19 protein-coding genes are annotated in these 25,435 nt (G+C 65.8%); 5 read left to right on the forward strand and 14 right to left on the reverse strand.

Translation table 11 applies throughout. From position 1 onward, the window contains the following. Positions 1 to 4: 4 nt before the first annotated feature. Positions 5 to 874: a tRNA pseudouridine(38-40) synthase TruA gene (gene truA / locus BST47_RS07230; protein ID WP_083124757.1), complete on the forward strand. Its 870-nt coding sequence runs from the start codon at positions 5 to 7 to the stop codon at positions 872 to 874. On the opposite strand, the gene BST47_RS07235 is transcribed toward truA, so the two are convergent. The 4 genes from BST47_RS07235 to BST47_RS07250 all read right to left on the reverse strand — a co-directional run bounded on the left by BST47_RS07235 (position 871) and on the right by BST47_RS07250 (position 4,149). Beyond that, positions 871 to 1,539: a cutinase family protein gene (locus BST47_RS07235; protein ID WP_083125109.1), complete on the reverse strand. Its 669-nt coding sequence runs from the start codon at positions 1,537 to 1,539 to the stop codon at positions 871 to 873. The genes truA and BST47_RS07235 overlap by 4 nt on opposite strands. Before the next feature lie 58 nt (positions 1,540 to 1,597). Beyond that, a complete protein-coding gene (locus tag BST47_RS07240; protein ID WP_083124759.1) occupies positions 1,598 to 2,275 on the reverse strand; it encodes a cutinase family protein in 678 nt (225 codons plus the stop codon). Between the two features lie 28 nt (positions 2,276 to 2,303). Then, on the reverse strand, positions 2,304 to 3,062 hold the full coding sequence (locus BST47_RS07245; protein WP_234809621.1) for a cutinase family protein: 759 nt from the start codon (positions 3,060 to 3,062) through the stop codon (positions 2,304 to 2,306). Positions 3,063 to 3,126: 64 nt separating this feature from the next. After that, the gene (locus tag BST47_RS07250; protein ID WP_083124761.1) at positions 3,127 to 4,149 is read right to left on the reverse strand and encodes an EamA family transporter; all 1,023 of its coding nucleotides are present in this window, start codon (positions 4,147 to 4,149) and stop codon (positions 3,127 to 3,129) included. Between the two features lie 75 nt (positions 4,150 to 4,224). On the opposite strand from BST47_RS07250, the gene BST47_RS07255 reads away from it, so the two are divergent. Beyond that, complete coding sequence (locus BST47_RS07255) at positions 4,225 to 4,779, forward strand: CGNR zinc finger domain-containing protein (RefSeq protein WP_083124763.1); 555 nt, start codon at positions 4,225 to 4,227, stop codon at positions 4,777 to 4,779. Here BST47_RS07255 and BST47_RS07260 read toward each other — a convergent pair. The 8 genes from BST47_RS07260 to BST47_RS07295 all read right to left on the reverse strand — a co-directional run bounded on the left by BST47_RS07260 (position 4,776) and on the right by BST47_RS07295 (position 16,222). Beyond that, positions 4,776 to 7,733, reverse strand: coding sequence for an FAD-dependent oxidoreductase (locus BST47_RS07260; protein WP_083124765.1), 2,958 nt, complete (start codon positions 7,731 to 7,733; stop codon positions 4,776 to 4,778). The two genes, BST47_RS07255 and BST47_RS07260, sit on opposite strands and share 4 nt — an antisense overlap. Beyond that, complete coding sequence (locus BST47_RS07265; RefSeq protein ID WP_083124767.1) at positions 7,730 to 8,134, reverse strand: SCP-2 sterol transfer family protein; 405 nt, start codon at positions 8,132 to 8,134, stop codon at positions 7,730 to 7,732. Before BST47_RS07265 ends, BST47_RS07260 begins: the two co-directional genes overlap by 4 nt. Next, positions 8,127 to 9,149, reverse strand: a complete 1,023-nt coding sequence (locus tag BST47_RS07270; protein ID WP_083125111.1) for a hypothetical protein — start codon at positions 9,147 to 9,149, stop codon at positions 8,127 to 8,129. Before BST47_RS07270 ends, BST47_RS07265 begins: the two co-directional genes overlap by 8 nt. Continuing rightward, positions 9,146 to 9,421 carry a hypothetical protein gene (locus tag BST47_RS07275; protein ID WP_234809605.1) on the reverse strand — a complete coding sequence of 92 codons (276 nt, stop codon included), beginning with the start codon at positions 9,419 to 9,421 and terminating at the stop codon, positions 9,146 to 9,148. Before BST47_RS07275 ends, BST47_RS07270 begins: the two co-directional genes overlap by 4 nt. Beyond that, complete coding sequence (locus BST47_RS07280) at positions 9,418 to 9,876, reverse strand: hypothetical protein (protein WP_083124769.1); 459 nt, start codon at positions 9,874 to 9,876, stop codon at positions 9,418 to 9,420. The genes BST47_RS07275 and BST47_RS07280 overlap by 4 nt, the downstream gene beginning before the upstream one ends. After that, the gene (locus BST47_RS07285) at positions 9,873 to 11,078 is read right to left on the reverse strand and encodes a polyprenyl synthetase family protein (RefSeq protein ID WP_083124771.1); all 1,206 of its coding nucleotides are present in this window, start codon (positions 11,076 to 11,078) and stop codon (positions 9,873 to 9,875) included. Before BST47_RS07285 ends, BST47_RS07280 begins: the two co-directional genes overlap by 4 nt. After that, positions 11,044 to 11,790 carry a hypothetical protein gene (locus BST47_RS07290; RefSeq protein WP_234809606.1) on the reverse strand — a complete coding sequence of 249 codons (747 nt, stop codon included), beginning with the start codon at positions 11,788 to 11,790 and terminating at the stop codon, positions 11,044 to 11,046. Before BST47_RS07290 ends, BST47_RS07285 begins: the two co-directional genes overlap by 35 nt. 124 nt (positions 11,791 to 11,914) lie before the next feature. Beyond that, complete coding sequence (locus tag BST47_RS07295) at positions 11,915 to 16,222, reverse strand: AAA family ATPase (protein ID WP_083125112.1); 4,308 nt, start codon at positions 16,220 to 16,222, stop codon at positions 11,915 to 11,917. 225 nt (positions 16,223 to 16,447) lie between these two features. Between BST47_RS07295 and eccB the strand changes: the two genes are divergently transcribed. After that, on the forward strand, positions 16,448 to 17,800 hold the full coding sequence (eccB, locus tag BST47_RS07300) for a type VII secretion protein EccB (protein WP_083124775.1): 1,353 nt from the start codon (positions 16,448 to 16,450) through the stop codon (positions 17,798 to 17,800). On the opposite strand, the gene mycP is transcribed toward eccB, so the two are convergent. Together mycP and eccD are read right to left on the reverse strand one after the other, a co-directional pair. Beyond that, a complete protein-coding gene (mycP, locus tag BST47_RS07305) occupies positions 17,765 to 19,126 on the reverse strand; it encodes a type VII secretion-associated serine protease mycosin (protein WP_083124777.1) in 1,362 nt (453 codons plus the stop codon). The two genes, eccB and mycP, sit on opposite strands and share 36 nt — an antisense overlap. Further along, the gene (eccD, locus tag BST47_RS07310; protein ID WP_083124779.1) at positions 19,123 to 20,424 is read right to left on the reverse strand and encodes a type VII secretion integral membrane protein EccD; all 1,302 of its coding nucleotides are present in this window, start codon (positions 20,422 to 20,424) and stop codon (positions 19,123 to 19,125) included. The genes mycP and eccD overlap by 4 nt, the downstream gene beginning before the upstream one ends. A gap of 115 nt (positions 20,425 to 20,539) precedes the next feature. On the opposite strand from eccD, the gene eccCa reads away from it, so the two are divergent. Together eccCa and BST47_RS07320 are read left to right on the forward strand one after the other, a co-directional pair. Beyond that, positions 20,540 to 24,211, forward strand: a complete 3,672-nt coding sequence (gene eccCa, locus BST47_RS07315; RefSeq protein WP_083124781.1) for a type VII secretion protein EccCa — start codon at positions 20,540 to 20,542, stop codon at positions 24,209 to 24,211. Further along, a complete protein-coding gene (locus BST47_RS07320; RefSeq protein ID WP_083124783.1) occupies positions 24,208 to 25,371 on the forward strand; it encodes a type VII secretion-associated protein in 1,164 nt (387 codons plus the stop codon). Before eccCa ends, BST47_RS07320 begins: the two co-directional genes overlap by 4 nt. Positions 25,372 to 25,435 lie beyond the last annotated feature (64 nt).

Genomic DNA, 25,435 nt, shown 5'->3' on the forward strand with positions numbered 1-25,435 from the left:
CGCTATGAACAAGCCCGCCATCGACAACGGTGGCGGGCTTGTTCGTCTTCGTCTCGACATCGCCTACGACGGAACCGAGTTCGCGGGCTGGGCCACGCAGACCGGGCAACGTACGGTCGCGGGCGTGCTCGACGACGCCCTTTCGACGGTGTTTCGCACCCGGGTGCACTTGCGAGCGGCCGGACGCACCGACACCGGTGTCCACGCCGCCGGTCAGGTCGCCCATGTCGATGTACCGGCCGACGCGCTACCAAACGCATATCCCCGGGCCACCCGCCCCGGTCAACGCGAGTTTCTGCCCCTGGTGCAGCGGCTCGCACGGTTCCTCCCTGCCGATGTGCGCGTGCTCGACATCGACCGCGCGGCACCGGGATTCGATGCGCGCTTCTCCGCGCTGCGCCGGCACTATGCCTACCGCTTGTCGACGGCGCCGTACGGTGTCGAACCGCAGCAGGCCCGCTACGTCACGCCGTGGCCCAGGCCGCTGGACGTCGACGCCATGGTGGTGGCCTCGCGGGATCTGGTGGGGCTTCACGACTTTGCCGCTTTTTGCCGTCACCGCGAGGGTGCGACGACGATCCGTGATCTGCAGCGGCTGGATTGGACACGCGAGGGTGACCGGGTCACGGCGCACGTCACCGCGGATGCGTTCTGCTGGGCGATGGTGCGGTCGGTGGTCGGCGCGTTGTTGGCCGTCGGTGAGTACCGCCGCGAACCCGGCTGGTGCGCGACGCTATTGGAGTCCACGAGCCGGTCCAGTGATTTCGCGGCGGCCCCGCCGCAGGGTCTGACGCTCGAGGGCGTCGACTACCCGCCGGACGACGAGCTCGAGGCGCGCACGACGGTCACCCGCAAGCTACGGGTGATCGACTAGATACGACCCGCGACGAAGTCGGCCGCCTGATTGGCCATCCCCGCGTCGATATACGCGGCGGCGAGGTGGGCGGGCCAGTTGTCTTCCCACGTGTTCGGATCGGCCGGGTTGCAGATCGGGTCGGCACCGTGGCACAGGTCGATGGTCCGATCGCGATAAATCGGGTTGAAATTGCCGATCGGACCAGCCCAGGTGATTCCGTTGCCGAACAACGCGACTGCGGCGATGTGCCTGTCCGCGCCGGGAGGCAGCGGGGAATCGAAACCGAAGAAGTTGAACGGCAGGGCGAGCACCACGTCGGTGACCGCGGCGCCGAGCGAATACCCGCCGAGCACCAACCGGGTATCGGGGCAGGTGTTCATCATGTACTGGATGTGGCCGCTCATATCGTTGGCGCCCACATCGAGCTCGTTGTCCGCGGGATACTGCACCGCATAGACGCCGACGTTCTTGTTGGACTTGGAGCGCAAAGCACTGATGAACGCATTGCCGAGCCTGCCGACCCCCGCCGACTCCAGACGCCCGCGGGCGAAGATCACCTCCACAGGCGGGCACGATTGAGCATTCGCCGACGGCGTCAGCGATGTGAAGGTCTGGGGTGCGATGAGCAGGGCGCCGGAGATGACTGCGGCGACGAGACCGATGACGAGGTGGCGGCGAATCACCACACGAATCCTAGTAGAAACTAATCAACGCACTCGTCGATAAGCGTGTAAGCCCATTTCAGAGGTGCCCCGCGACGAAGTCGGCCGCCTGATTGGTCGGTCCGCCCGCGTAGGCGCGGTGCGCGGCGACGTCCTCACCGTTGGTCTGGCAGATCGGATCTCCCGGATTACACAGATCGATCGACCGGGCACCCCAGACCGGACTGGCGGTCAGGGGCAGACCGAGTTTGGCGGACGGGTTGCCGAACACGGCGATCGCTGCGACGTGCTCGGGCACATTGGGCGGAAGCGGGTTGTCGAATCCGACGCCCGGCACGGGGACGGCACTGATGACGTCGATGACCGCGGCGCCTTGTGAATACCCACCAAGGACCAGTCGCGAGTTGGGGCAGGTGTTGACCAGGTACTGGATGTGGGCGCTCGCGTCGTTCGCTCCGGCGGCCGCCTTGAGGAAGTCGAAGGTCGCGGGGTAGTTGACCGCGTACGCGCCGACGGACCTGCCGCCGACCTTGCCCCGCAACTGGTCGACGAAGGTGCCGCCGACCACGCCGAGTCCGGCGTCCTCGTTGGTGCCCCGCGCAAACACGACCTCGATGTCGTGGCAACCTTGGGCCGATGCGGTCCCGGCGCCGCCAATCGGTGTGGGGGACAAGGCAGGTGCGATGAGCACGACGGAGGCGGTCAGAATGGCGGCTGCTGTGCCGATGAGCCCGCTGCGGAGTCGATCGAAGGTCACAAGATCAACAGCGTAGCGGCTGTTGCCGTCAGACCCGGCCGGCGACGAAGTTGGCGGCCTGCTGAACCAGGCCGGCAGACACGTAATCGTTGTGTGCGAACGGATTCCTGCCGCCCGAGCAGATGGGGTCGCCGTCCTTGCAGAGGTCGATGGCCCTACCGCCGAAAACCGAACTGGTCAGCGGATTGCTGAACTTCGTTGCGGGGTTGCCGAACACGGCTACCGCGGCGATGTTGGATTGCAGGCTTGCGGGCAGCGGGGTGGCCGAACCGATGTCGCCGATCTTGTTGCCCAGCGGCGGGATACCGGCCAGCATGTCCATCACTGCGGCGCCCTGCGAGTATCCGCCGAGCACGAGCTTCGTCGATGGGCACTGCTGCGACATCATGGCGATGCGGCTCTGGGCGTCACGGGCGCCGTCGGCTGCGGCCAGGAAGTCATAGGACGCCGGATAGTTGACCGCGTAAGAGCTGACGGTTTGACCGCCGACGAGTGGGCGCAGCGCACTGACGAATGCCGAGCCGGGCGTTCCGAGACCCGGTGTGTCGTCGGTTCCGCGCGCGAAGATGACCTCGATGTCGGGGCAGGCCGATGATTGGCTCGCGACGGGACCGGGGGCGTTGGCCGCGATCGGTCCTGGCGCCGGTCCCGGTCCGGGTACTCCGGGCTGATGGCCGGGCTGGGCCGGCGCCGACGGTGCGAGGACGAGCGTCGAGGCGGCGCAGACAACGGTCGCAGTGACCGCGGCCAGTCGTGACGACATGCGGAGCAAATTCACGTCGGCTATTTTTCCACATCGGGGGTGGTGGCAGCCAACCTCTTGGGATCGACGCTCGCGTCAATTATTGAGGTCAGCGGCCTGCGACAGAGTTCGACGGCACGGCATCGGGCAGCGTCACGTCGCCCGACTCCTCGCTGCGGTCACCCTGACGGGCGAGCGCCAGGCCCATCAGGACGATGGCTCCGCCGACGGCCTGCATCGTCGTCATCGCCTCGCCGAGAAGAATCCAGGCGGCCAGGACGGCGAACATCACCTCGGACAGGCCGACCAGTGAGGCGAACCGCGGCCGCAGCATCGAGATGCCCACGATGCCGAGCGTGTACGCGACCGCGGTGGCCACGACGCCCAGCGCGACGACGGGCACGACCCATGAGGTGGTCCATCCGGCGATGACGGTGTCGTTGGTCGTGAACGTGAGAGGCATGATGCCGACGACGCCCAGCAGCGTGACCGCGGCGGCACCGACCACCAGACCGGCTGCGGCCAGGGTGATGGGGTTGACGCCGTCGCTGTCCGCGGAACCGTTGCTCGCGTTGGCCGACATCACGAAGTAGCAGGCGGCGCACACCGCGGCGGCCAGTCCCCAGCCGACGCCGATCAGGTTGATATGGGCGCCACCGAAGCCGCCGGCATCAACAATCCCGAGCACCAACATGATTCCGGCCACCGCCAAGGCGACGCCGGCGAGCGTGACGTTGGTCGGCCTGCGACGCGTGGTCATCCAGACCCAGGCGACGACGATGATCGGCGCGGTGTACTCCAACAGCAACGCGACGCCGACGGACAGGTGCGCTACCGCGTTGTAGTAGAACAGCTGCGCGCCCGCGATCGGGATCGCGCCGTAGAGCACGACGGTCTTTGCGTGGCCCAGCGCCTCGCGGACCCAGCCGGGGCGCGCGAGCGTCGCGAAGACGGCCATCACCAGGGCGCCGCCTGCAAGGCGCGCGACCACAGCTGCCGTCGGGCTCCAGCCGGCTTCCATGAGCGCCTTGGCGAAAGGTCCGGATGACCCGAATGCGAACGCGGAGCCGACGGCGAACAGCAGGCCGAGCCGGAAATGGTCGACCGACGCGCGGGCCTGATTCGCGGTCACGGGTGCACCTCCGGCATGTAATGAGTAAAATCAACTTTGGTCATGACGCTAGCCGGGAGGGGGGTCAGGAGTCAAATGCTTTTCAGTCATGACACCGAGCTCACACTGCGGGCGGCATGTGTGCTGATCAACAGCGATCGGATCGACGGCGAGCAGCTTGGGAGCCTTGCGGAACTCGATGTCTATCTCGACGGTTTCGGCTGGACCGGCAGGCGCGACCGCGACGATGCCGAACTCGATTCGGTGCATCGCCTGCGGAAACGGCTCGGCATGATCTGGGCGGTCGCCGGCGACGAGGAACAAGCCGTTGGTCAGGTGAACGCTCTGCTGAGTGACACCGAGGCGTCACCGTGGCTGACCCGCCATCCGGAGATGCCGGAGTGGCATCTGCACCTCGCGTCCGTGCACGATCCGCTCTGGCAGCGGATGGGTGCGGAAATGGCCATGGCGCTGGCCGACCTGATTCGTATCGGAGAGCTGCGCCGCCTCAAAATCTGCGCGGCGTCCGATTGCGACGCGGTGCTGGTGGACCTTTCGCGAAATCGCTCAGGGAAGTTCTGCGACACCGGTAACTGCGGCAACCGTCAACACGTCGCGGCTTATCGGGAGCGCCGCGCGAAAGAGAATTAGGGCGAGGGTGTGTCGCCGATCGAGAACAGCGACTTCGTTTCGGGTTGCGCCAACGGATCGTGTGTGACGCGACCCATCAGGTCGAGATGCGCGGAACCGACTGGAGGTGTCGCGCCTAAGTATCGAGACAATTCGCCGATTTTGCCCATGTCTTGAACTAGCGAAATGGTTTGCCTCTGGGGCGGTTCCAATTCACTCCGTCTCACAAGTTGAATTCCCGGGCTGTCCGCGGGTATGTCCGTGGGATTCTGGCTGACGTCTACTTTGTAGGTCGTTTTTTCTGACTTTGGTGGCCAGGATGGGGGGGTCGAGTCGTTGCTGACTAAGACTCCGAGGGGGCCCCTCGCCAGGTCGGGCTTGGGAGGCGGCGTGATCGGATTTTGGGGCCGCACAGGAGGAGCTTGACCACTCCCACTGGCGTTGGCGGGTGGTGTTGGCGGCGGCTGCGACACTCCAGGCTGTCCCGCGGCCATCTGCTCGAGGCGCTGCCGCCATTCTTGAAGAGAGCTGAACAGCTGCTGCGTGTAATCACCCGGCATGGACGACGTTGGCGCGCTGGGCGGCATCGGCGGCATCGCGGACGGAGCGGCCAGCGAGGAAAGTCCTGCCGCCATCGTCGTCCACTGCTGAAGCAAATGTTGCCAAGCCTGGAGATAGGCGAACATCTGCTGGTTGTAATCAGTTGTGGGCGTGAACATTTGTTGACCTCCTAAGAGATGGGGGATCGGGGGCACGGCCGGGGTGTCCAGCGGATGGGGCAACGACTGTTGACACAGTTGTGTGTCGAGTATGCGCAAAGGGCGCGTATCGGCCGGCTCGCGGTTCTCGATGTCGAATACGTAGCAGTAGTCACCCGCAGGTGTCGGCATCCTGACGGGACTCGAAAGGCCTTGATCGAGAAAGCCGTAGGGAAACTCCCAGTCGAGTGACGTCATCTGCTCTCGACGATCGAGGCCACCCGATTCAACCCAAATGTAGTGGTCGAGAATTGCATTGACGGCATGGCGCCCTGACTCGCACGCGGACTCCATCGACGTCACCCGCGTGAACGTCTTAGTCCACGTACCCGCGAAGACCACCGAATTGTTGTGCACCTGATAACCGCCGTGGCGGGCCTGCCAGACGTTCCACTGCTCGAGATCCTCGAGCCACACGTCCTCGGGCGGCACGTCGATCAAGGAGGATCCGTGCGGGTTCCATGGTTCGGCGCCTGGCCGATTACTCCAATCTCCCACGATGGGAACGAGATACGGTGATTCGTTGCGAAGTACGCGACCTTGGCCTTGGCCGGGGCCGCCAGACATGATCAGGCTGCGATCGAGCGCGTACCAGGCGGGACACGGCATGACCTTGTCGCCGGCGGATTCGGCATCGTCGCTCGTGAGCGCCGAGACAATCTGGCGCCACACCTCCGCGGCGATTTCGTCGGCCGTGCAGTCGCGCGCCGCCTTACCTCGGCCGAACTCGTCGACCAGGTGACGGGAGGGCGTATTGAAATCGCCGATGTCGACTGAGAGCACCGAGATGTGGCCGTCGGGGTCCAAGACCCTTTGCGCCTCCCATAATCCGCTCTGGTTTATGGACGACAACGCCCATTCCGTGCTGGTCAGCAAGAGGTGTCCGCGAAGCAACTGAAATTCCGTGTCGAAGTAGTACTGGATACCGCACAGCGTTTGGAACCGATCCCACGGCACCCGTCCCATCTCGTCCATCGAATAGGGATCCCGCCGCTGCCGGGGACGGGTCATGACGGGTTGCAGCGGCCCGTCGGGCGGCGGAGGCAGGGTGGTGAAACCATCGAGGCCCGCCACAGCGCCGCCGGTGCCCGCCGCGCGCAGCGGCGCGGTGATGTATTCAGCGCCCGGGGCGTCGACGGCCACGACCGTGTAGTCCGGAGCCACCCGGGTCCCGTCGGCCAGTGTGATCTGCGCCCGGGGCCGCAGATGCGGTGGCTGGGTCGGGTCGATCGCCGGTGGGTCGAGGCGAGCCGCCGCATTGTGAACGAAGCTGACGCCGAGCGCGTCGAGGTAGCGGTACCAGTGGTCCAGCCACGCTTCGCTGGTAGGGCCGTTGAGCACGCCGTCGGCCTTGTTGTCACGGCGGTCCATGTTCAGGTACAGCTGGAGATAAGTGCTCATGTTGGTGCGTGCGTCGCCCCAGAATGAATCGAGAGCGACCAGGATTCTTGGCATTTGACGCAACATGGCGTCGCAACGTGGGGTGTAGGGGAACCGGTTGGTCCCGGTCTTGCTGTCGTATCCGACCAAGTAGTCGTAAGCGGATATGTTCTGCAGTTCCTCCGCGCGGCGCAAAGGGCTCGTGGTCAGGTAGTGGACGAGCCTGCCCAGATAGGTGGCGATGTCGCGCGCGGTGAAGCCGAGTATCGCGAGTTCTTTGAGGATTCCCAGAACCTCGCCGGGGCTGCGCGGGAGCTCGCTGGGGAAGACCAGCGTCGGCTGGTTTTCGACCGTGATGCCCTTGGTGACGACCCGCCGGACGTTGTCATAAACCGTCCGTGAAGTTGGTGTCCAGCAGGGAGTGCCGCCGCTGTTCTGTGTCTGTTGATAGACGGGGATGCGCTGGAACAGGTCCCAGATGTGTAGGTAGAACGCCGGGAAGAAGCGAAAACCGTGTTCGCCCGCGACCGCTCGTCGTGGGGCACATGGCCGGCCCAGTCGACCGGGGAACGGACGCAGCTCTGCGTGGCTTCCGTCGTGCGTGCCTACTGTCGAATACTGAGAGGCGGCAAGACCGCCGAGTTTGATCGGCGGATAAGTTCCTGTCGGTGAGGATCCCAGCCCGTTGCGTTCATCCTTTTTTGACTCGTAGACCGTGACGACGAAGCCGCGCTCTGCGAGTTCATGCGCTGCGGTGAGTCCGGCGATCCCACCGCCGAGCACCGCTACGGTGGGGCGTCGTTGGTGTGACGCCGGCGTCGTGATGCGCTCGGTCATGTTGCTCCCGAGCGAAGTTCGGTCAGCAGGGCGGGCTGCGAGGGTGCTCGGACTGCCGCGTGGACATACGCGCGCAGCGATTCGTGCGCACGCTGGATGTCATCGAGTGAACCGCGAACGGATATTGTGCCCGCCTCAACGGAATCGCCAAGCCCCACCCGAGCGTCGACAAGATCGAGGATTGCGGCTCGGGACGTGCCGATCCTGACACCGGCCGTCTGCGCTTCACCATCCGACACGTCGAGTCGGCCGCCGCCGCGTAGTGAAAACACCTCGCCGTCGACGTCGAGTTCGACGACCATCGGGCCGAGCTCTGCGGCCAACAAGTGATAACTGTCGGGCACCTCGTCCTCCAGGTGCTCGATCGAGCGCCGCAATAGCGACGAAATTCGCTCAGCCATTGAGGAACTCGAATACGCCAGTGCCGACGAAATCGAAGGGTTCATCGTTGATTATCCCACTTACGCGCGTGGTACCACCCGCTTCACAAAGCACGGTCGATCGATCGAGGTGCACCTCGCTCGGCTGCGCCAGACGGGCATAAGATCGCGAGCGGAACTCAGCATGCACGGTATCGCCGCCCCGCGTCGATGTGATGGTCAAACGTTCGGGCACACCGGGTACATCGCCGTCGAGCAGCAGGCGCATCGGGGGTGGCAGGGTGCAGCCGGCCGCGCGGGCGAGCCGACCTTCCGAGTGTGTCTGCACCGCTGCGTGCCGGAATATTGCGGCGGGCTCGTCGTGGTGCCAGACGTAGAGCGCCTGGGAAAGGCAGCGCAGCCGATCTCGGTCCGTCGTCTGCAGAAACACCATCGACCATGGGTTTCCGGGCTCGGCGGGCAGTAGGGTGCCCCATACCCAGCCGAAGTCGTCGCCCCATCGGAACCGACCCCAGTTGTGGTCGTGATAGGCGAGTTCGTCGTCCAAACGATGCTCCCGGCCACCGATGCGTAGCCATCCCTGCGCGCGCAGCCTCGGCACGAAGAGCCAGTTGATCCGCCCCTCGCCCAGCGGCTGGTTGCGAACCACGAACGGCTTGCTCGTCGGGGTGAAGCGCAACTCACCCTGGATATCGTTGTCGGGCAGATCAATTGCCACGCGATAACCATTACGGTCGATCATCATCCGATTGCCGCCGATGGTCAGTTCACCCAGATCGGCTGAGGTATTCAGCGCGTGCTCATCGAATCGCTCGATCGCACCGGTCCAGTCGTCGTCGTGAGCGATCACGATCACGCGCGGCGCAAGCCGAGATTGGCCCTCGCCGAAGCTTTCATTGTTCAGGCTGAAATTGATCAGGAGTCGGACGTCTCGGCCATGGACCACGAAGTGATGCCATTCCTTGAAGTCCGTCGGTCGGGCGTTTGCCACCACCGGGGCGCGGAGGAAGTCGTTGCGTGCGAGCAGCGCGCTCATCGCAGCCACCGAGTGATCGGCGCAGCTGACGGATCTGCGACTGAGTTCTGTTGTTTCGCAGGACGATTAGCGAGTCGCTCGACCGCCGCGCCGACGCTTGCAAGTCCCAGTAGGGCGTACACGAAGTCGTCCGGATCGCGATGCGGACCTGAGGTGCGATCGCCTTCGGTGGCCAGCTGCCTAACGACACGGCCTAGTCCCGCCAGACCAACCAGATAGCCGATGAAGTTGCTCTGATCTGTGAGTGCTTCGCGTGGGTCGGTGAGGGTCATGCGAACCCCTCGGGCCGCAGGCGAGCGAGGACGGAGTCGTCGAGGCCGTGCCCAATCACAGCGTCGGCCAACAGGTCTGCCCATGCGTCTGGGGCGGCATTCGGCTCGGCGGGGCCGTCGAGAACGTTGAGGCTCACCATCTCCCAGGCGCGCCGCAAATTCTCCACTGCCTCGGAGGCGATCAACGCGTCCCGTAGTCGCGACCCGCGGGGTGTGTCGGCGTAGCGCTGGCCTTCGGCAACGAGTAGGTCGTGCAGTCGTCGAGCGGCCGCGGGGTTGCCAAGGACGGCGCGGCGCGCGCCGAGAAGCAGATCGACCGCGGATCGCTCGGTGTCACTTGCTTCCTCCGACAGGGTCGGCCGTAGCTGCGGGGCTTCTTGGTCGATCACGTCGAGTGTGAGCTCGCGGATTCGTTCGAGCTCCGCGAGCATGCCGAGCAATGCTTCGGGCGTCATCGGGTCCGCCCGTGCACGTAGTCGACCAGGTCGGCAAGCATGTCTCGGTGTCGACTGCGCGGGAACCAGTCGAGGCCCACCAGCGCAGTGGATGCCTTTCGGGCATGCCAGGCGGCGACATCCCGCGCATGCTTGAGCGAGCCGATCCGGTTCATCAACTCGTAGAGCCATTGAACGTCGTTGAGGCTCTTGGACTCCGAACGACGATGGCCGTGTAGCTGAGTCTCGATTTCGGCCCGGCCCACCTGGGACAGTTGCCCGCGAGCCGTGAGTCGATCCAGCAATTCGGTCAGCTCCAGTTCGCCATCCGAGCCCGGTCGGCGCTTGGCCAGAATCGCGACCGCGTGTTCTCGATCGTCCGGTTCGGCACATCGCAGGGTGTGCAACAGCATCAAAGTTCGTTTGCCTTCCCAGAGGTCGCCGCCGATCTCCTTGCCGTACTCCTCCGGGTCCCCCCGCAGGTTCAGCAAGTCGTCCGTGATCTGAAAGGCGGCGCCGAGGTGGCGGCCGAGTGCCTCCAATGGGGCCATCACCTCGGGGGCGGCACCCGCTGCGATCGCACCGGCCTGCAACGGCGTGATGAACGAATACCAGCTTGTCTTGAGTTCCACCATCCTGAGGTAGTCGTCGTCATCGAGCCGCCAGGTGTTGGATCGGATCCACTCGAGCTCCAACGCCTGGCCATCGACGGTGAGGCGGGTCATCTTGGCGATGGCCCGCAGTATCCGCAGGGCGGGTCCGAGCCCCACCCGCTCGACATTGTCCAGCAGCGGTTGCAGTGACAGGGACAGCATCGCGTCGCCGACGTTCACAGCGATCGGTACGCCGTGGTCGACGTGGAGCGTGGGTTTCCCTCGCCGCCACCATGATTCGTCCTCGATGTCGTCGTGGATCAGGAACGCGTTGTGGTACAGCTCGAGCGTCGCTGCGGTTGGAAGGACTGCTTCGAGGTGGCCGCCGAGGCCGAGGCAGGTCGCGATGCTCAGTGCCGGCCGCAGTGCCTTTCCGCCGCGCATGGGGTAGTCGAGGATGAGGTCGTGTAGACCGTTCGTACCGTGTGCACCCGGCCCGTACAGCCGTTCGATCTCGCCGTCACAGGATTCCTTGCACAGTGCAAGATAGTCGTCCAGCGGATTGCAAGCCGTCGTGATCGCACCGCCTAGTCGATCAGGGATTGTGGATATTGACGAGGCCGTTGGCATCCGTGATCCTCAGTGCATATCGGATCCGCGCGGTGAACTGTACGTTGCCCCCGGCGGTCTCACCGTCGATCTCCAGACTGGGCGGGAGGCTGACTGCGATGTCCACCGGCTCTTCTCCGGGTGACGCTTCGGGTGCCGCGCCTTGGGGGATCCGTCGTCGGCGGCCGATCGCAACCAACCGCGTGCTGGCATCGGCTGGGTCGAGGACCGATGTCCGATGCAGGGCATTGATGTTCCCTGCTTCGAGTAGCTCCTTGAGGATTGGGGTTGTACCGGAAAACTGGGTGAGCTTCAGGAGGCCCGCCGTGTTGGCGATCAGGCACGACGGTGCGCGATACCCGGCATCCTCGACCTTTGCCCGGGCGTTGATCAGCTGGTCCTGCAGATTCTGGAGGGTGTTATTGGTCCCCAGACTTGCGGCGGCGCCCGTGTAGAGGTCCGGAAGGATGTCGTCGTCAAATTCCTTCGCGAGCTTCCTGGCGACTGCCATCACTTCGGTGAGTAGCGCGTCGGGAGTCGGCCCATTCGCCTGTGCCAGCGATACGTCGAATATCTCTTCCTGCGATGTCATCGGAATGAAGCCGGGCGGGGCGAATTTGCCGTCCGCGACCCTGATCTGACCGGGGTCACCGGTATTCCAATACGGGATCGCTTGCCAGGCAATGCTGCACTGCTCGAACGTCTCCATTACCGCTTGGTTGGCCAGGGCCAATCGGTCTGCGCTCAGATACATGCCTGCCACCCCTCGACGGCTCCCGAACTTCCGCTCAGATCATGGCAGAGATGACCACCACCTGCGCAGAAACTCCGCTGATGTCTGGAAGTGGGGTAGTGCACTACTTGTTCGATAGTGCGATGTCTTGACCAGGGGTCATCTCCCCGCGCGCCACCGCGTCGCAGTGGGCCAGGTGCAGTGGTGCGACAGGGTCATCGGGTAGCAACTCGCGGCACCGTTCGAAGGCAGCGCGCGCCCCGTCAACGTCACCAGCATCAAAGAGGGCAAACGCTTCGTCGAACGCGGGCTGCGCCGCGCGCTTCGTCGCGCGCAACGAGGCCGAATCCTCGTCGTACACCTCGTAAATAGTCACCGGCCGGCGCCGGTTGACCACCATGACCCGCTCCATGCGACGGACGTCGAAATGTGCCGATTCAGCGAGGCGCTTATACGTGCGATCGGAAATGAGTAGCGCCGAGCCGTAGCGCTTATTGGTGCTCTCGACGCGTGCCGCCAGGTTCACCGCGTCGCCAATGATGGTCAGCACCATGCGGTTCACTCCACCAACAAGCCCGACCGCGATCGCGCCGGTATTGATGCCGATGCCCGCCCGCAACTCCATCGATCCCAGCGCCTTGCGTTCCTGGTTGTGCTCCCGCATCGAGCGAAGCATGGCCAGTCCCGCCCTTACCGCGTCGGGCTCGGACTCGAAGACGGCGACGATTTCGTCCCCGCGGACATCCTGGATCATGCCGTTGTAGCTGATGATCGGGAGCTCGACCGCGCGTAGAAAGCCCATCGCCAAATTGCCGGCCTCGGCGACGTCCATGTCCTCGAGCATCGTTGTATAACCCCGGATATCGCTGATGAGCACCGTCATCTCGCGTTCGACGCGGTATCCGCTGCGGACCCGGCGCAGGTCGTCGATGTCGAGGATGCGCAGCAATTCGTTGGGTACGAACCTCGACTGAACATCCATCAGCGACTGTCGGTGCTCGTCGGCGGCCCGCAGTCGAGCCTCCAGTTGAAGGTTCCACAGGGGTGCGGCGGCTTGAGCGCTCAGGAAGGCGACCGCCTGCTCGTGCCCGGCACCGAAATTCCTGCCTGACTCGCCCTGCTCGGCATAGATCACGCCAATCATCCTGTCCTGCACCGTTATCGGGACGGCGAGGATCGACGGCTTAGCGGTCAGACCTGACGGATGGTCAGCGGTGACGATGACCGGCGCGCCGTTGTCGACCACGCGGCGCACGACCTCCCTGTCATAGGGCACCTCGGTCCACGGCCCGTCCACAATCGAGATGTCGCCGTGGTCGTTGATGGCGCGGACCGACAGGTTCTCCGCGTCACCGGTGAGGAACAGAACGCGACCTGCGCCCGTCGTATCCGCCACCGTGCCCAGAATGATGTTCGCCAACCCGTCGGGGGTCCGCGCGCCCGACAGCGCGTGCAGTAGCTGATGCGCGCCGACGGGGTCGATCCCGGCCGAATCCGTCGTCAGGTCGCGTCGGAGAAGCCATGGGTGTTCCCGTGCAAGGAAGTCCGTGCGGACTGTGTACCCCAGGTTCAGCCAGCGCTGGTACGCCGAACGCAGCATGTGCTCGGCAAGCGTCGTACGCCCGATCTCGGCGTAGAGGGTGGCGGCCTCCTCGTGCGCGCGCGCACTCATCGCGGGAAGCTGGTTTCGCTCGGCGAGCTCGATCGCTTCGTGAATGTGTCCCTCCGCCTTGGCGGATTGACCGTGCGCCCGTGCCCACGCCCCCTGGATCAGGGCATACGGCGCCGCGTAGTTCTCCGGGGCGCCCACGGCCCACTTGCGATGCAACGACAATGCGCGTCGTACGAAGCCGGCCGTGGAACGGTCCCGCGGCGCGCTATGGATCATGCTGAGGGCGCCGACAAGGTAGACCAGCTGCGACGCCGTGGTGCCGTCCAGACCGCCGAGATACTCGATGGCCTCTGGCGTGGCGGCGGCCGCGCCGACGTGATCGCCGGACCAGAAGTGCACTCCTTGCTTCGCCGCCGCGCCAACGCCGAGGGTCACCTCGTCGCCCTCGAGGCGGGCGGCAGGCAGCACGTCCCGCTCGTCGTAGCCGCTCTCGCCGGCAAGGAGAAAGGGATCGGCGCTGCGGCCCATCAGGTTGAGGCATAGCTGTTGCATGGCCTGGCACAGAGAACTCGAAACGGGCTGGGAGCGGATGTGGGGGATCAGCGAGCTGGCGAGTGCGTCGATCTCCGCCAGCGGACGTCCGACCCAAAACGAGTGCGAGAGCAGGACCGCGGCCAGCAGCCCGGCGTTCTCCTGGTCGCCTTGGTCGAGCGCCTCCTCCACGGCGTCACGCAGAGGCCCCAGGCCGTCGCGGATCGGGTGGCGCCAGTGGTTGATGTAGTCCAGGTGCATGAACACCGTCTGCGGCCGCGCCTCGCGGAACTCCGGGCGCTCGGCAAGCTGCATGCCCACTTCGCCGAAACGCTGGCTCCCCGCGTGGTCACCGGTCAGCACGAGGACGATCCCGTAACCGGTGATGACCAGCGGTGAGGAAGGTGTGTGGCCGTAGGCCAACGTGAGATCGAGTTGCTTTCGTACCAGCAGCGGCAGGAGATTGGGCCGGACGAGGACCGCCATGTTGCACAGCTCGGCAAGAATCGGGTGGAGCGCGACGACCCGCTCGTCATCGCAGTGCGCCAGCGCCAACAGCCGTTCGTTGCTCCAGCGGCGCATCGTCAGCTTCATCCGGACCACCGCGTTGCCCATGCGCGGCTTTCCCGCGTCAGTGGCGACCCGTTCGCCGAGTTCGTCGAGCGCTTGGAGCCCGATTTCGAGCGCTTCCCGGAGACGGTTCTCGACGACCCGCCCCTTCAGCCGCAGGTAGGCTAGCCGGGCGCGGTCGGCGGGCTCGTGGAGGTACCCCTCGGCCTCGTCGAGAAGCGCATTGAGCGCGGGCACGTCGCCGACCAGTAACGCGGCGTGGGCGGCGTCGAGCTGTAGTTCCCGAGTCAGCGCAAAGTGTGAGTCCCACCGGTTTGTGCCGAGCAGATCCAGAGCGTTCCGGCTGTATCCGAGGGCCAACGGAAAAGAGGTCTGGGCCCGGGCCTTTCGTGCTGCGCGCCGCACCACCTCGACGAACCTGGTGCGTTCGACGTCGTCGGGCAGCTCCAGGCCGCCGATGCCGACGTGGCGGGCGGCCTCGAATACGCGGTCGTCGCCGAGCTCGACAAGCCGTCGTCCGATACGGAGGTGAACGACGCATGCTTCGGCATCGGAGAGCCCCGCGCGCGCCGTCTCGGTGACGCGGTCGTGGCTGAATCGGTAGCGGGCATCGCGGCTGATCGCGTTGGTGATGCGCTGGCCGTTGGCGTCGAGCGCCTCGAGCAAGCGAAGTTCGAGGCATGCCCATAGGGCGTGAGCCACGACGTCTGGGGACTTCGCGGCCGCGGCCGTGGCGTCGTCGAGGTCGAACTCTCCACCGATGCACGACAGCGAACCCAACACCTCGCGGTCGGTTGGACCGAGTTGGTCGAGGTAGCGGCCGAGGAACTCAGCGGTCGTGGCGGATACCTCGATCGACGTGAGTACGCGCAAGTCCCATCTCGGATGGCCGTCTCGACCGAGCGGGATGAGCGCGCCTTCGCGTTGCGCGCGGTGCAGCAGCTGACGAACCTGCAGCGGGTTGCCGCGGGTCCGGTGGTGGAACTCCGCGGCCACGTCGCCCAACTCCACGCTCTGCCCGCATACTTCGGCGAGCAGCTCCTTGACGTCCGCGAGCGCCAGCGGTTCGAGCTCAATGGTGTTGAGGCGTGCCGATTTGATGCCGGCCGCGTCGGCATCGAACTCACCCGCGCGATGGGTACCGACGACCAGGACGTTGCGCAGCGACACCGTCAACAGCTCGGACAGCATCAGCAAGGTGTCTCGGTCGGCCCACTGCAGGTCATCGATCGCCAGCACCACAGGGCGGTAGGACGCCGTGGTCGACACCAATCGGATCGCGGCGCGATGCAAGCGGCGGCGAGCATCCGCTGCATCGAGTTCGGCATCGCCGGAGGGGTCCCCGAGTAACGGCGCGAGTTCGGGCACGAGCTCGGAGAGGACGCCGGCAAACCCCGACATCTTGTCGACGAGATCGGCGCGCCAGTTTTCGCGCTCGGCCGGGCCGGTGGCCTCCATGGTGCCGACAATCGAGCTGAGCGCGTCTGCCAGCGCCGAGTACGGCGCTGGTGCACCATCCCGACATCTTCCGTATGCAAAGACACAGTTGCGCTGCGCGGCGTCGGCGCCGAAGGCCTGCATGAGCGTCGACTTACCGACTCCGGAAACCCCGCTGAGCAGGGCACATTCGCCACCCGCGCGGGCGGCCGAATCGATGGCGGATCGGAGTTGGGTGAGTTCCTGCTTTCGGCCGACCATCCGACCGTCGAGGTCGAGCAATGGAGCGGTCATGGCGGGGGGCACACCGTCTCACGCGCCGTCCTGGAAACGGCGCGGCAATGGGATCGCAAGGCGTACATACCTGGTGACCCTCCCAACCGCCAGTAGTTGCCCCATGTTAGTTAGTCGCTCTGCGATACGCCTGCGATAAGACAATCCCGTCGGCCCCGAAAATCGGTGACATAGCGGCCCATCACCGGCCATTAGGCTGACTGCGGGGGAGGGATGGCTGGGCAATCAACGAATAGGCTGCAGGTCAGCGGATATCGCTTCCTGGCGCGTCGGATGGCACACGCACTGGTACGAGGCGATGTTCGCATGCACGACGATCCGCTACGCGCACAGTCGCTTTCACTGGCTGCCGGGTGTGTGCTGGCGGCGATCACGGTCGCGGTGTGTGCGATCCTCGCGTTCCTGCAGCCAAGTGGGAATGTCGGCGGCGCGGAGGTCGTCATGGCCCGCGAATCCGGCGCGCTGTATGTGCGCATCGGCGACACCATGCACCCCACCTTCAATATCGCCTCCGCACGGCTGATCACCGGGGTGGCCGGCAAACCCGAACTCGTCAGCACCTCGGCACTGAACCGAGCCAAGCGAGGGCCCATGGTCGGCATTCCCGGAGCCCCGGACATGATCGGCGCACCACTCGACGACACTGAATCGGCGTGGGCGGTCTGCGAAGATGCCGACTCGCGAACCACCGTCATGATGGGTCGCCCACCCGCACAACTGGATTCGGGGAAGAGTGCGCTCGTCACTCCACGAGGTGAGAGCGCGGCGACGACCTACCTGCTGTACGAAGGGCGCCGAGCCCGGGTGGACCTGCGGAACCACGCGATTGTCCGCGCGCTCAGGCTCGACGGCGTTGCGCCCCGGCAGGTTTCGCGTGCACTGCTCGACGTTCTACCCGAGGCGCCGGAGATCACCGCCCCTGCCATCGCTCGGGATGGCGACTCACCGTCTGTGCTTCCTGGGGTGTCGGTAGGCACCGTGGTGCGACTGACCCGCGCCGGATCCACGGAGTATTACGTCGCGCTCGCGGCCGGTGTTCAACGAGTCGGCGAGGCCGCGGCAGATCTCATCCGATTCACCTACCCGAGTCGACGTGATATCGCCAGCGTGGCTCAGGATCTCATCGGCCGAGCGCCGATCGTCGACGATCTTCCGGTCACCACCTTCCCCGACCGCGGTGGCGCTGACGAGAGTCCGGTGCTCTGTGCGCAATCGGAAGCGGTCTTGGTGGGTGACTCGCTGCCGTCCGACGACGATGCGGGCGTGCAGCTGGCGCAGGGCGACGACGCAGGCCCACGTGTCGACCGCTTCGCGATGCCGCCGGGGCGAAGCGCATTCGTGCGTGCCACAAGTGTGTCCGGCGACAGCGCAACGACAGGAGCGCTGTTCTTCGTCAACGACTCCGGAGTGCTGTTCGGCGTACGTGACACGGATGCGGCCACCCGCCTGGGGCTGACCAACCCGGTGCCCGCTCCATGGGCTCTGCTTGCTCAACTACCGCGCGGCCCCGAACTCAGCATCGAGGCTGCATCAGTCGGGCGGGACAGCGTCGGTCCGTCGGCGTAGCCGAGTCGCCGACGCCGCCATCGCCACCATTGCGATTGACGCGGTGACGCAGACCGCGGCAGCACGCATTGCGAAGTCTGCGGACGGTTCGGGCGGCCCGGACGGGGGAATCGCCGTCGGTTGCGACGCGTTAGAGCGTCGTCCCGGTTCAGAACCCGGGCCTGCGCTCACCGCGGCCACCGCGTCGACGGTCCCGTGGCCGACGGTGGGATCCCAGCCCGCCGTCGGCCCGTGCGCGGTGTCTTCGATGCGTTGCATGACCTGTCGCGCAGTCAGTTCGGGTGATCGCGACCGCACCAGCGCGACGATTCCGCTCACGACCGGTGCGGCATAACTCGTGCCAGAGATCGGTGACTCATCACCGCTTGTCGCGAGCCGGTCGATCAATCCCTCGCCGTCGGGGTCCAATGACACGACGTCTTCGGCTATCGCGGCGACGTCGACCCACGGTCCTGCGAGGCTGAACGAAGAAGGGCTGCCGTCGCGGCCCACCGAGCCCACCGTGAGCACGTAATCGTCATACCAGCCGGGTGTCACCACCGTATTCACGTTGGACCAGTCGGGGCTGCCTGGTCTGAGGGGATCGGTCGTCGGATTCTGTTCGGGGCACTGGCCGGCCGACCCCACGTTCCCGGCGGCGGCCACCACCACTGCGTTCTTGACGTCGACCGCGTAAGCCAGCGCCGCACCGAGGGCGCGGTCATCCAGGACGTCATCGGCGGCCAGGCAGGCGACGGTCGACAGGTTGATCACCGTCGCACCCATGTCGGCCGCGGTGCGTACGGCCATCGCGAGGGTGTCGACATCGCCGAACCCTAGCCCGAACGGATCATCAGCTGCCCGGAACTTGTTGCTGGACTGACGGATACCGATGATCGTGGCGTCGGGTGCGATGCCGCTGAATGCGCCGTCCGTGTCGGGCGAGGCGCCGATGATGCCGGCGACAATCGTGCCGTGGCCGTCGCAGTCCGCAGTGCCGTCACCGGATGACACATAGTCGCCGCCGGGGACGAGGCGGGGGAGCAGGCGGTGTCGCGATACTCCGGTGTCGATGACCGCGATCGTTTGGCCCGCGCCGCGCGTGAGTGGCCAGACATACGGTAAGCGGAGAGCTCTCAGCGGTCCGTCGGCCGGGCTCTCGACGCGAATGGTGCCGCCGGCACATTGCCCCTGCTGTTCGGTGAGCTGCGGAGGTGCGGGAGATCCCGGCTTGGGCAGTATCGACATATCGACGGCCGGTGGTGTCACCGCGGCAGAGGCCGGCGCGGTCCACAGCGGCCAGACCGCAAGCGCGCTGGCGGCGACAAGTCGTGCGACCGTCGTCATATGAGATTCATTCCCCGCGCCCAGCCGTAGATCCCCCCGACCCAGCAGGCCATGGGGATGACTGCCGCGATCGCGACGCACTCGATGACCTCGACGGTGCGCAGCGCGATCGGACTCACCGTCGGCCTGACGATGCCGCCCAGTGCGGCGGCACCCATGGACACGGCAAGCACACTGGCCACATGCGCGTGGGCCGGTGCGGCAACCGCGGCCGCAGCGAACCCCGCGAGGAGACAGAGCACTCCAGCGCCTGCGAGGCTCGCGCGGCGGGTCGCATCGACATGGGTGCGCACGCGCAGCAGCAGCACCAATGCGACGATCGCGATGAAGGACGTCCCGCGGAGCGCCGAGCCCGCATCACAGACCTCCGCGACGACAACCGCTATCGCACCGAGGGCAGCGGCCGCCGACGATCCCGCCACCAGTCCAGTCAATGTTTGGTGACAACGCCTGACGTTGGGCGCGGTGTCTGGTGTGATACCGGTGAAAGCCATCGCCAGCCTGGGCGTGAAACCCAGCGTGGCGAGGGACAGGCCGACGACCATCGCGCCGCCCGCGCTCAGCTGCAGACGCCACGACACGGCAGCGGCCGCGGTGGCCGACACCAGCACGGCCAGTGTGGCTATCGCCGTCAAACATGTTCTGCCGCTGGTCGTCACACGCAGCAGGAGAATCGCTACAGCGAAAATGGTCGCGGATGCCAGCAGGAGGCCGGCTACCGCCGTGCTTGTCCGCACCGTCAGAAATCCGGTAGCCCCCGCGTAGAGCACCGTGATCATACTCAGCGTGACGCATATCAGGGGGTCGCCGCGTAGCCGCGGAATGACGACCGCCCCGACCCCGGCGGCGACCGCCAGGCACGCGCCGACGACGATGCGGCTGCTCATCGCGACGCCCGCTGCCGGCCAAGCCAACGCCGCCGCACCGCAGCCGCCGAGCAGCACGCACGCGATGGCGGGAAGCATCCGCGGCGCGGTAGTTCGGTCCGCCGCCACGGCGTGGCAGGGGTCGCACGGGGACCATTCGGCCGGCGCGGGCTCGGTTGTCGTCAGTATCAACAGGTCACCGTCGCGAACGTCGTTGTCGTTCAGGGATTCCGACTCGGTCATCGGAGGTTCGCCGAGCTTCGACAACACCCAGTCGAGGCCTGGTTCCTGCGTGCCATCGCGGTGGACGAGATCGACGATCTGCGGGACGAGCTCACCGACGCTCACATCAGCCGGCAGCGCCAGGTCGACCGCACGATGTGCGTCGTCGGTGCAGGACGCCACGGTCAGCCGACACAGCGAATCTGGCATCAAGTCCCCCTTCACCCGGCCGCGTCAACCGTAACTGCCTCCGCGGGAACGCGATCGCGCCAATTCGATCGGCTGGGGATGGAACCGGAATCACCGCTACGACGTCCATTGTTCGATGGAATTCGTACGTCAGCCGCGCGTGCCGCCGCCGCCCTTGCCCGATGGCGCCGTCGTCCTCGAAGCTCCACCGCGGATCCCGGCGCCGACGCCGCTGAACCCGCTCGCCCGCCTCCTGCCGCTGGCCATGCTCGTCGCGGCCGTCGGAATGATGGCGGTCTATTTCACGTCGAGTGGGCAGTCGATGCGCAACCCGATGTACATGTTCTTCCCCGTGATGATGTTGACGTCGGTGCTCGGGTCGCTGGTCTACGGCGCCAGGGGAACCAACACCACTGCCGAGATCAACCGGGGTCGGCAGAAGTACCTCGACTACCTCGACTCCGTCGACCGTCAGGCCGGCGGCGCTGCCGATGCGCAACGCGAGTCACTGCGGTGGCGCCACCCTGAACCCGGCGCGCTGTGGACCCTGACGGGTAGCGGACGGATGTGGGAGCGAACACCGGATGACCCGGATTACTGCGTCATCCGGGTGGGGATGGGTGAGCAACCCCTGTCGACCGCGTTGGCCGAGCCGAAACTCGACGGCACCGACGAGCAGGATCCCGTCGCGGTCGGCGCGGTACGGCGGCTGATCGGGTGCCGGTCAGTCGTGGCCGATGTGCCGATCACGCTGGCGCTGCGCAGGTTTTCGGCGATCACCCTTGACGGTGACGCAGAGGTGGCACGGGCATTCCTCCGAGCCCTCATATGTCAGCTCGCGGTCTTTCACGGCCCGGACGACGTCGCCATTGTCGCTGATCCGAAAGATGAATGGGATTGGCTGAAATGGCTTCCGCACCAGCGGCACTCGTGCGCTGGTGCACCCCGACGTGACATCGTGAGAATCCTGGACCGCCCAGAAGGGTTTGAACTTCAGACAGAAGCATCACCGGATGTCGTCGCGATTGGAGAGCGGCTGCAGCTGCGCGTCACCGAGGAAGCCCTGGTCGTCCGCGGGCGGGGTGACGAAGAGGTGCATGCGAGGCCTGATCTGTTGACGGAGGCACAGGCGACGGCGTGCGCTCGACGTCTCGCCCGCAATCGGCTCACCACCGCAGCGGCAACCGATGCCGAGAAGCGAGGGATCGACTGGATGGATCTGATGAGTATCGGAGAGATCGATCCCGAGAAGCTCTGGCGGGCAAGCGGCGACGGACGCATCGTGCCGGTTCCGATCGGGGTCGCGGACAACGGAACCTGCGTACTTCTCGACATCAACGAGGCAGCGCGAAATGGCATGGGTCCGCACGGATTATGTGTGGGCGCAACGGGATCTGGTAAGTCTGAGCTGCTGCGCACGCTGGCGCTGGGGATGATCGCGTCTCACCCGCCGGATGCCCTCAACCTCATCCTCGTGGACTTCAAGGGCGGTGCGACATTCTTCGGTATGGAGCGCGCCAGGCACGTCGGTGCCGTCATCACCAACCTGGCGGGTGAAGCACACCTCGTCAGCCGGATGAATGACGCGCTCCTGGGTGAGATGAACCGGCGCCAGGAGGTACTGCGGGCTGCCGGACGATTCGCCAGTCTCGCCGAATATCAGCGTGCACGATCCCGTGGTGCCCACCTGCCGCCGCTGCCCGCATTGTTCATCTTGGTCGACGAATTCTCCGAACTGCTCAGCCAGCATCCCGATTTCGCCGAACTATTCGTGGCGATCGGACGGCTGGGTCGATCACTGGGCATGCATCTACTGCTCGCCAGCCAGCGCCTCGACGAAGGCAGACTCCGCGGCCTCGAGACACATCTGTCGTACCGGATCTGCCTGAAGACTTTTTCAGCCGGTGAGTCTCGAGCGGTCCTCGGAGTTCCCGACGCCTACCACCTGCCCAGCACGCCTGGATCGGCCTATCTCAAGTCCGCTTCGGGAGATCTCGTACGGTTCCAGACCGCCTTCGTCTCGGGCCCTGGCCGCGAGTCGTGTACCCGACGCATATCGACGGCGCCACCACGCGCTCGACTGTTCACGGCCGCGACCGTCGATACTCCCAGTGAGAGTGCCGTTATCGAGCCGCAGCCGCCGACTCGATCCGTTTTGGACACGATGCTGGACCGGGTGGCCGGCCGCGGTGCCGCCGCGCATCAGGTGTGGTTGCCGCCGCTGACGCAGTCGCCGACCCTGGACGCCTTGCTGCCCGGGCCCGGTCATCGCCGGTTGACGGTGCCAATCGGCGTGGTGGACAAACCGTATGAACAGCGTCGCGATCCGTTCGTCGTCGAATTGGACGGCGCGGCAGGCAACGTCGCAATCGTCGGTGCACCACGGTCCGGAAAGTCGACGGCGTTACGGACCATGTTGCTTGCGCTCGCGGAGCACCACGATCCCGCGGACGTCGGGTTCTACTGCCTCGACTTCGGCGGTGGAGCCTTGTCGTCGCTGCGCGATTTGCCGCACGTGGGCTCAATGGCCGGACGTCTGGACGGCGACCTGTGTCGCCGCACCGTCGCGGTGGTGACATCGGTGATGCGGACGCGGGAGTCGCTGTTCCGTCGACTGGCCGTCGATTCAGTGGCCGCCTATCGCCGTCATAAGGCCGACGATCCGTTCGGCGACGTGTTTCTGATCATCGACGGATGGGCGACGCTGCGGCAGGAGTTCGACCATCTCGAAGGGACGATCACTGCAATTGCCGCCCAGGGTCTTTCGTTCGGCGTCCACGTCGTCATCACCGCGTCGCGGTGGGCCGAGCTACGGCCTGCCTTGAAGGATCAGATCGCGACACGCATCGAGCTACGTCTGGGTGACCCCGCCGAATCCGAGATGGATCGCAAGCGTGCGCGCGACCTCTCCGGACGACCACCCGGTCGCGGCATCACGCCGAGCGGCCGCGAATTCGCGGTCGCACTGCCGCGGTGGGACGGCGTACCGACCGTTAACGGACTTGCCGAAGCGATCACCGCCGACACCCAACGCCTGCGAGACCGGTGGGCACCGAGCACGGCACCGGTGGTCCAACTGCTGCCGACTCAGGTGCAGCGTGACGAACTCGAGGACGGCGGTGTGCTGCTCGGAGTCGGCGAACGCGAATTGAGCACCGTCCAGCTCGATTTCGCCGAACAGCCCCATCTGCTCGTGCTCGGCGAAGTTGCGTGTGGGAAGACCGCGACTCTGCGGCTGTTGTGTCGGGAATTGATCCGCGGCAGCACCGCCGACGAGGTCCAACTCGAGATCATCGACTTTCGCAGGACGCTGCTGGGTGTGGTCGAGTCCGAACATCTGAGCGGTTATGCGATGTCGCCGGCTTCGCTGACGTCGCGGCTGCCGGCGATCATCGGCAGACTCGAGGCGCGCATGCCCGGCGACGACGTCACCCAGCAGCAGTTGCGGACGCGGTCCTGGTGGACCGGGCCGGACATCTACCTGGTCGTCGATGACTATGACCTGGTGGCGGGCGCGACGGGAAATCCGCTGGCACCGCTCGCCGATTTCTTGCCGCACGCCAAAGATCTCGGGCTTCATGTCGTCGTCGCCCGGCGCTCCGGAGGTGCTGCGCGCGCGATGTTCGATCCCGTCCTGGCGAGGATGCGCGAGCTCGGCTGCATGGGGTTGATGATGAGCGCAAGCGCGGAAGAGGGTGTGCTGCTCGGAACCGTGAGACCATCGGCGCTCCCGCCTGGTCGGGGGACGTTGATCACCCGGGGTGATGCGGATCAGCTGGTCCAGGTCGCCTGGACAGATCCACCATGAGCGAAGTCCTCCTCGAGGTTGGGCCTGCGACGATCCGAGGACCCAACGATGTTCGCTCGGAATGGGTTTCGGTTGCTCTCGACTTCGTGGACGACGAGCTCGCATTGCTCGACGATCGCCCGGTCCCGGTATGCGACGTATGGGCAGACGTGATGCGAGCAGTCACTGGAGCAGACGTCGACACCGCAGTCGTCGTCTGTCCGGCATGGTGGTCGCCAACGCGAATCGACACGGTGCGACGGGCCGCGCACACGGTGGCGGCTGAGGTCGTCGTGGTGGAGCGAATAGCGATGCTGCGGGGAGGGATTCCGGCTGAGACGACGATCGTCGAGATCACCGTGGATGTCGTGGTGGTGACCGTCGCGGACACGATCGTCGCCGTCGTGCCGCGGCAGGAGTCGGCCGCGGATGCCGAAGCGGTGGCGGCGGCCGTCGCTGCGCTCGCGGGCGTTCTGGTGGACGCCCCGTCGTCGGTACCCGGCGCCGGCGCCCTCGCCTCGCTGATCGCAAGCCGCATGCGGACGATCGGCGTGCCCGTCAGAGTCGCGGACGACGGTTGGGTACTGCGCGCCGCCGCTGTACACCAGTCACCTCAGCCGGACACTGCCGTCCGAGTCCGCGATCGCAAGCCCCTGGCGGTGCTGTTCGGCACGCTGTCGACGGTGTTGCTGTGCGGCGGGTTCGCCGTCATGTATGACGAGGAGCCACAGCCCGAAGGGATGCCGATGACGTTGCTCGTCGAGGGCAGGGTCGGTGTGATGGTGCCCACTGCGTGGACCGCGCAGCGCATCACCTCCGGCCCGGGATCGGCTCGGGTACAAGTGGTTTCACCGACGGATGCGGATATCGCCCTGCAGATCACGCAGTCCGTCGCTCCACTGCCGTCCAGCCTCGCGAATACCGCGGATTCTCTGCACGCAGCCTTCGCCGAGGCGCCCGACGGCGCTTTCGTCGACTTCAACCCGTCGGCTCGTCGCGCGGACCGGGATGCGGTGACGTATCGAGAGGTTCGGTCGGAGCGCCACGTGGCGTGGACCGTGTTGGTCGATGGGGCCACCCGCATCGCGATCGGCTGCCAGAGCGCGCCGGGTCGCGAACACCTCGTACAGCAGGCCTGCGAAGGCGCGATTCGCTCCGCGCACGCGGTTTCTCGAGAATGACCGCAAATCTGACGGAACCGAATGGGCGCCGATCGCGTCGAACTTCATAACAACACGGACCGAC

Origin of the sequence: Mycolicibacterium tusciae, assembly GCF_002086795.1 — a bacterium.
GTDB classification, from domain to species: domain Bacteria; phylum Actinomycetota; class Actinomycetes; order Mycobacteriales; family Mycobacteriaceae; genus Mycobacterium; species Mycobacterium tusciae.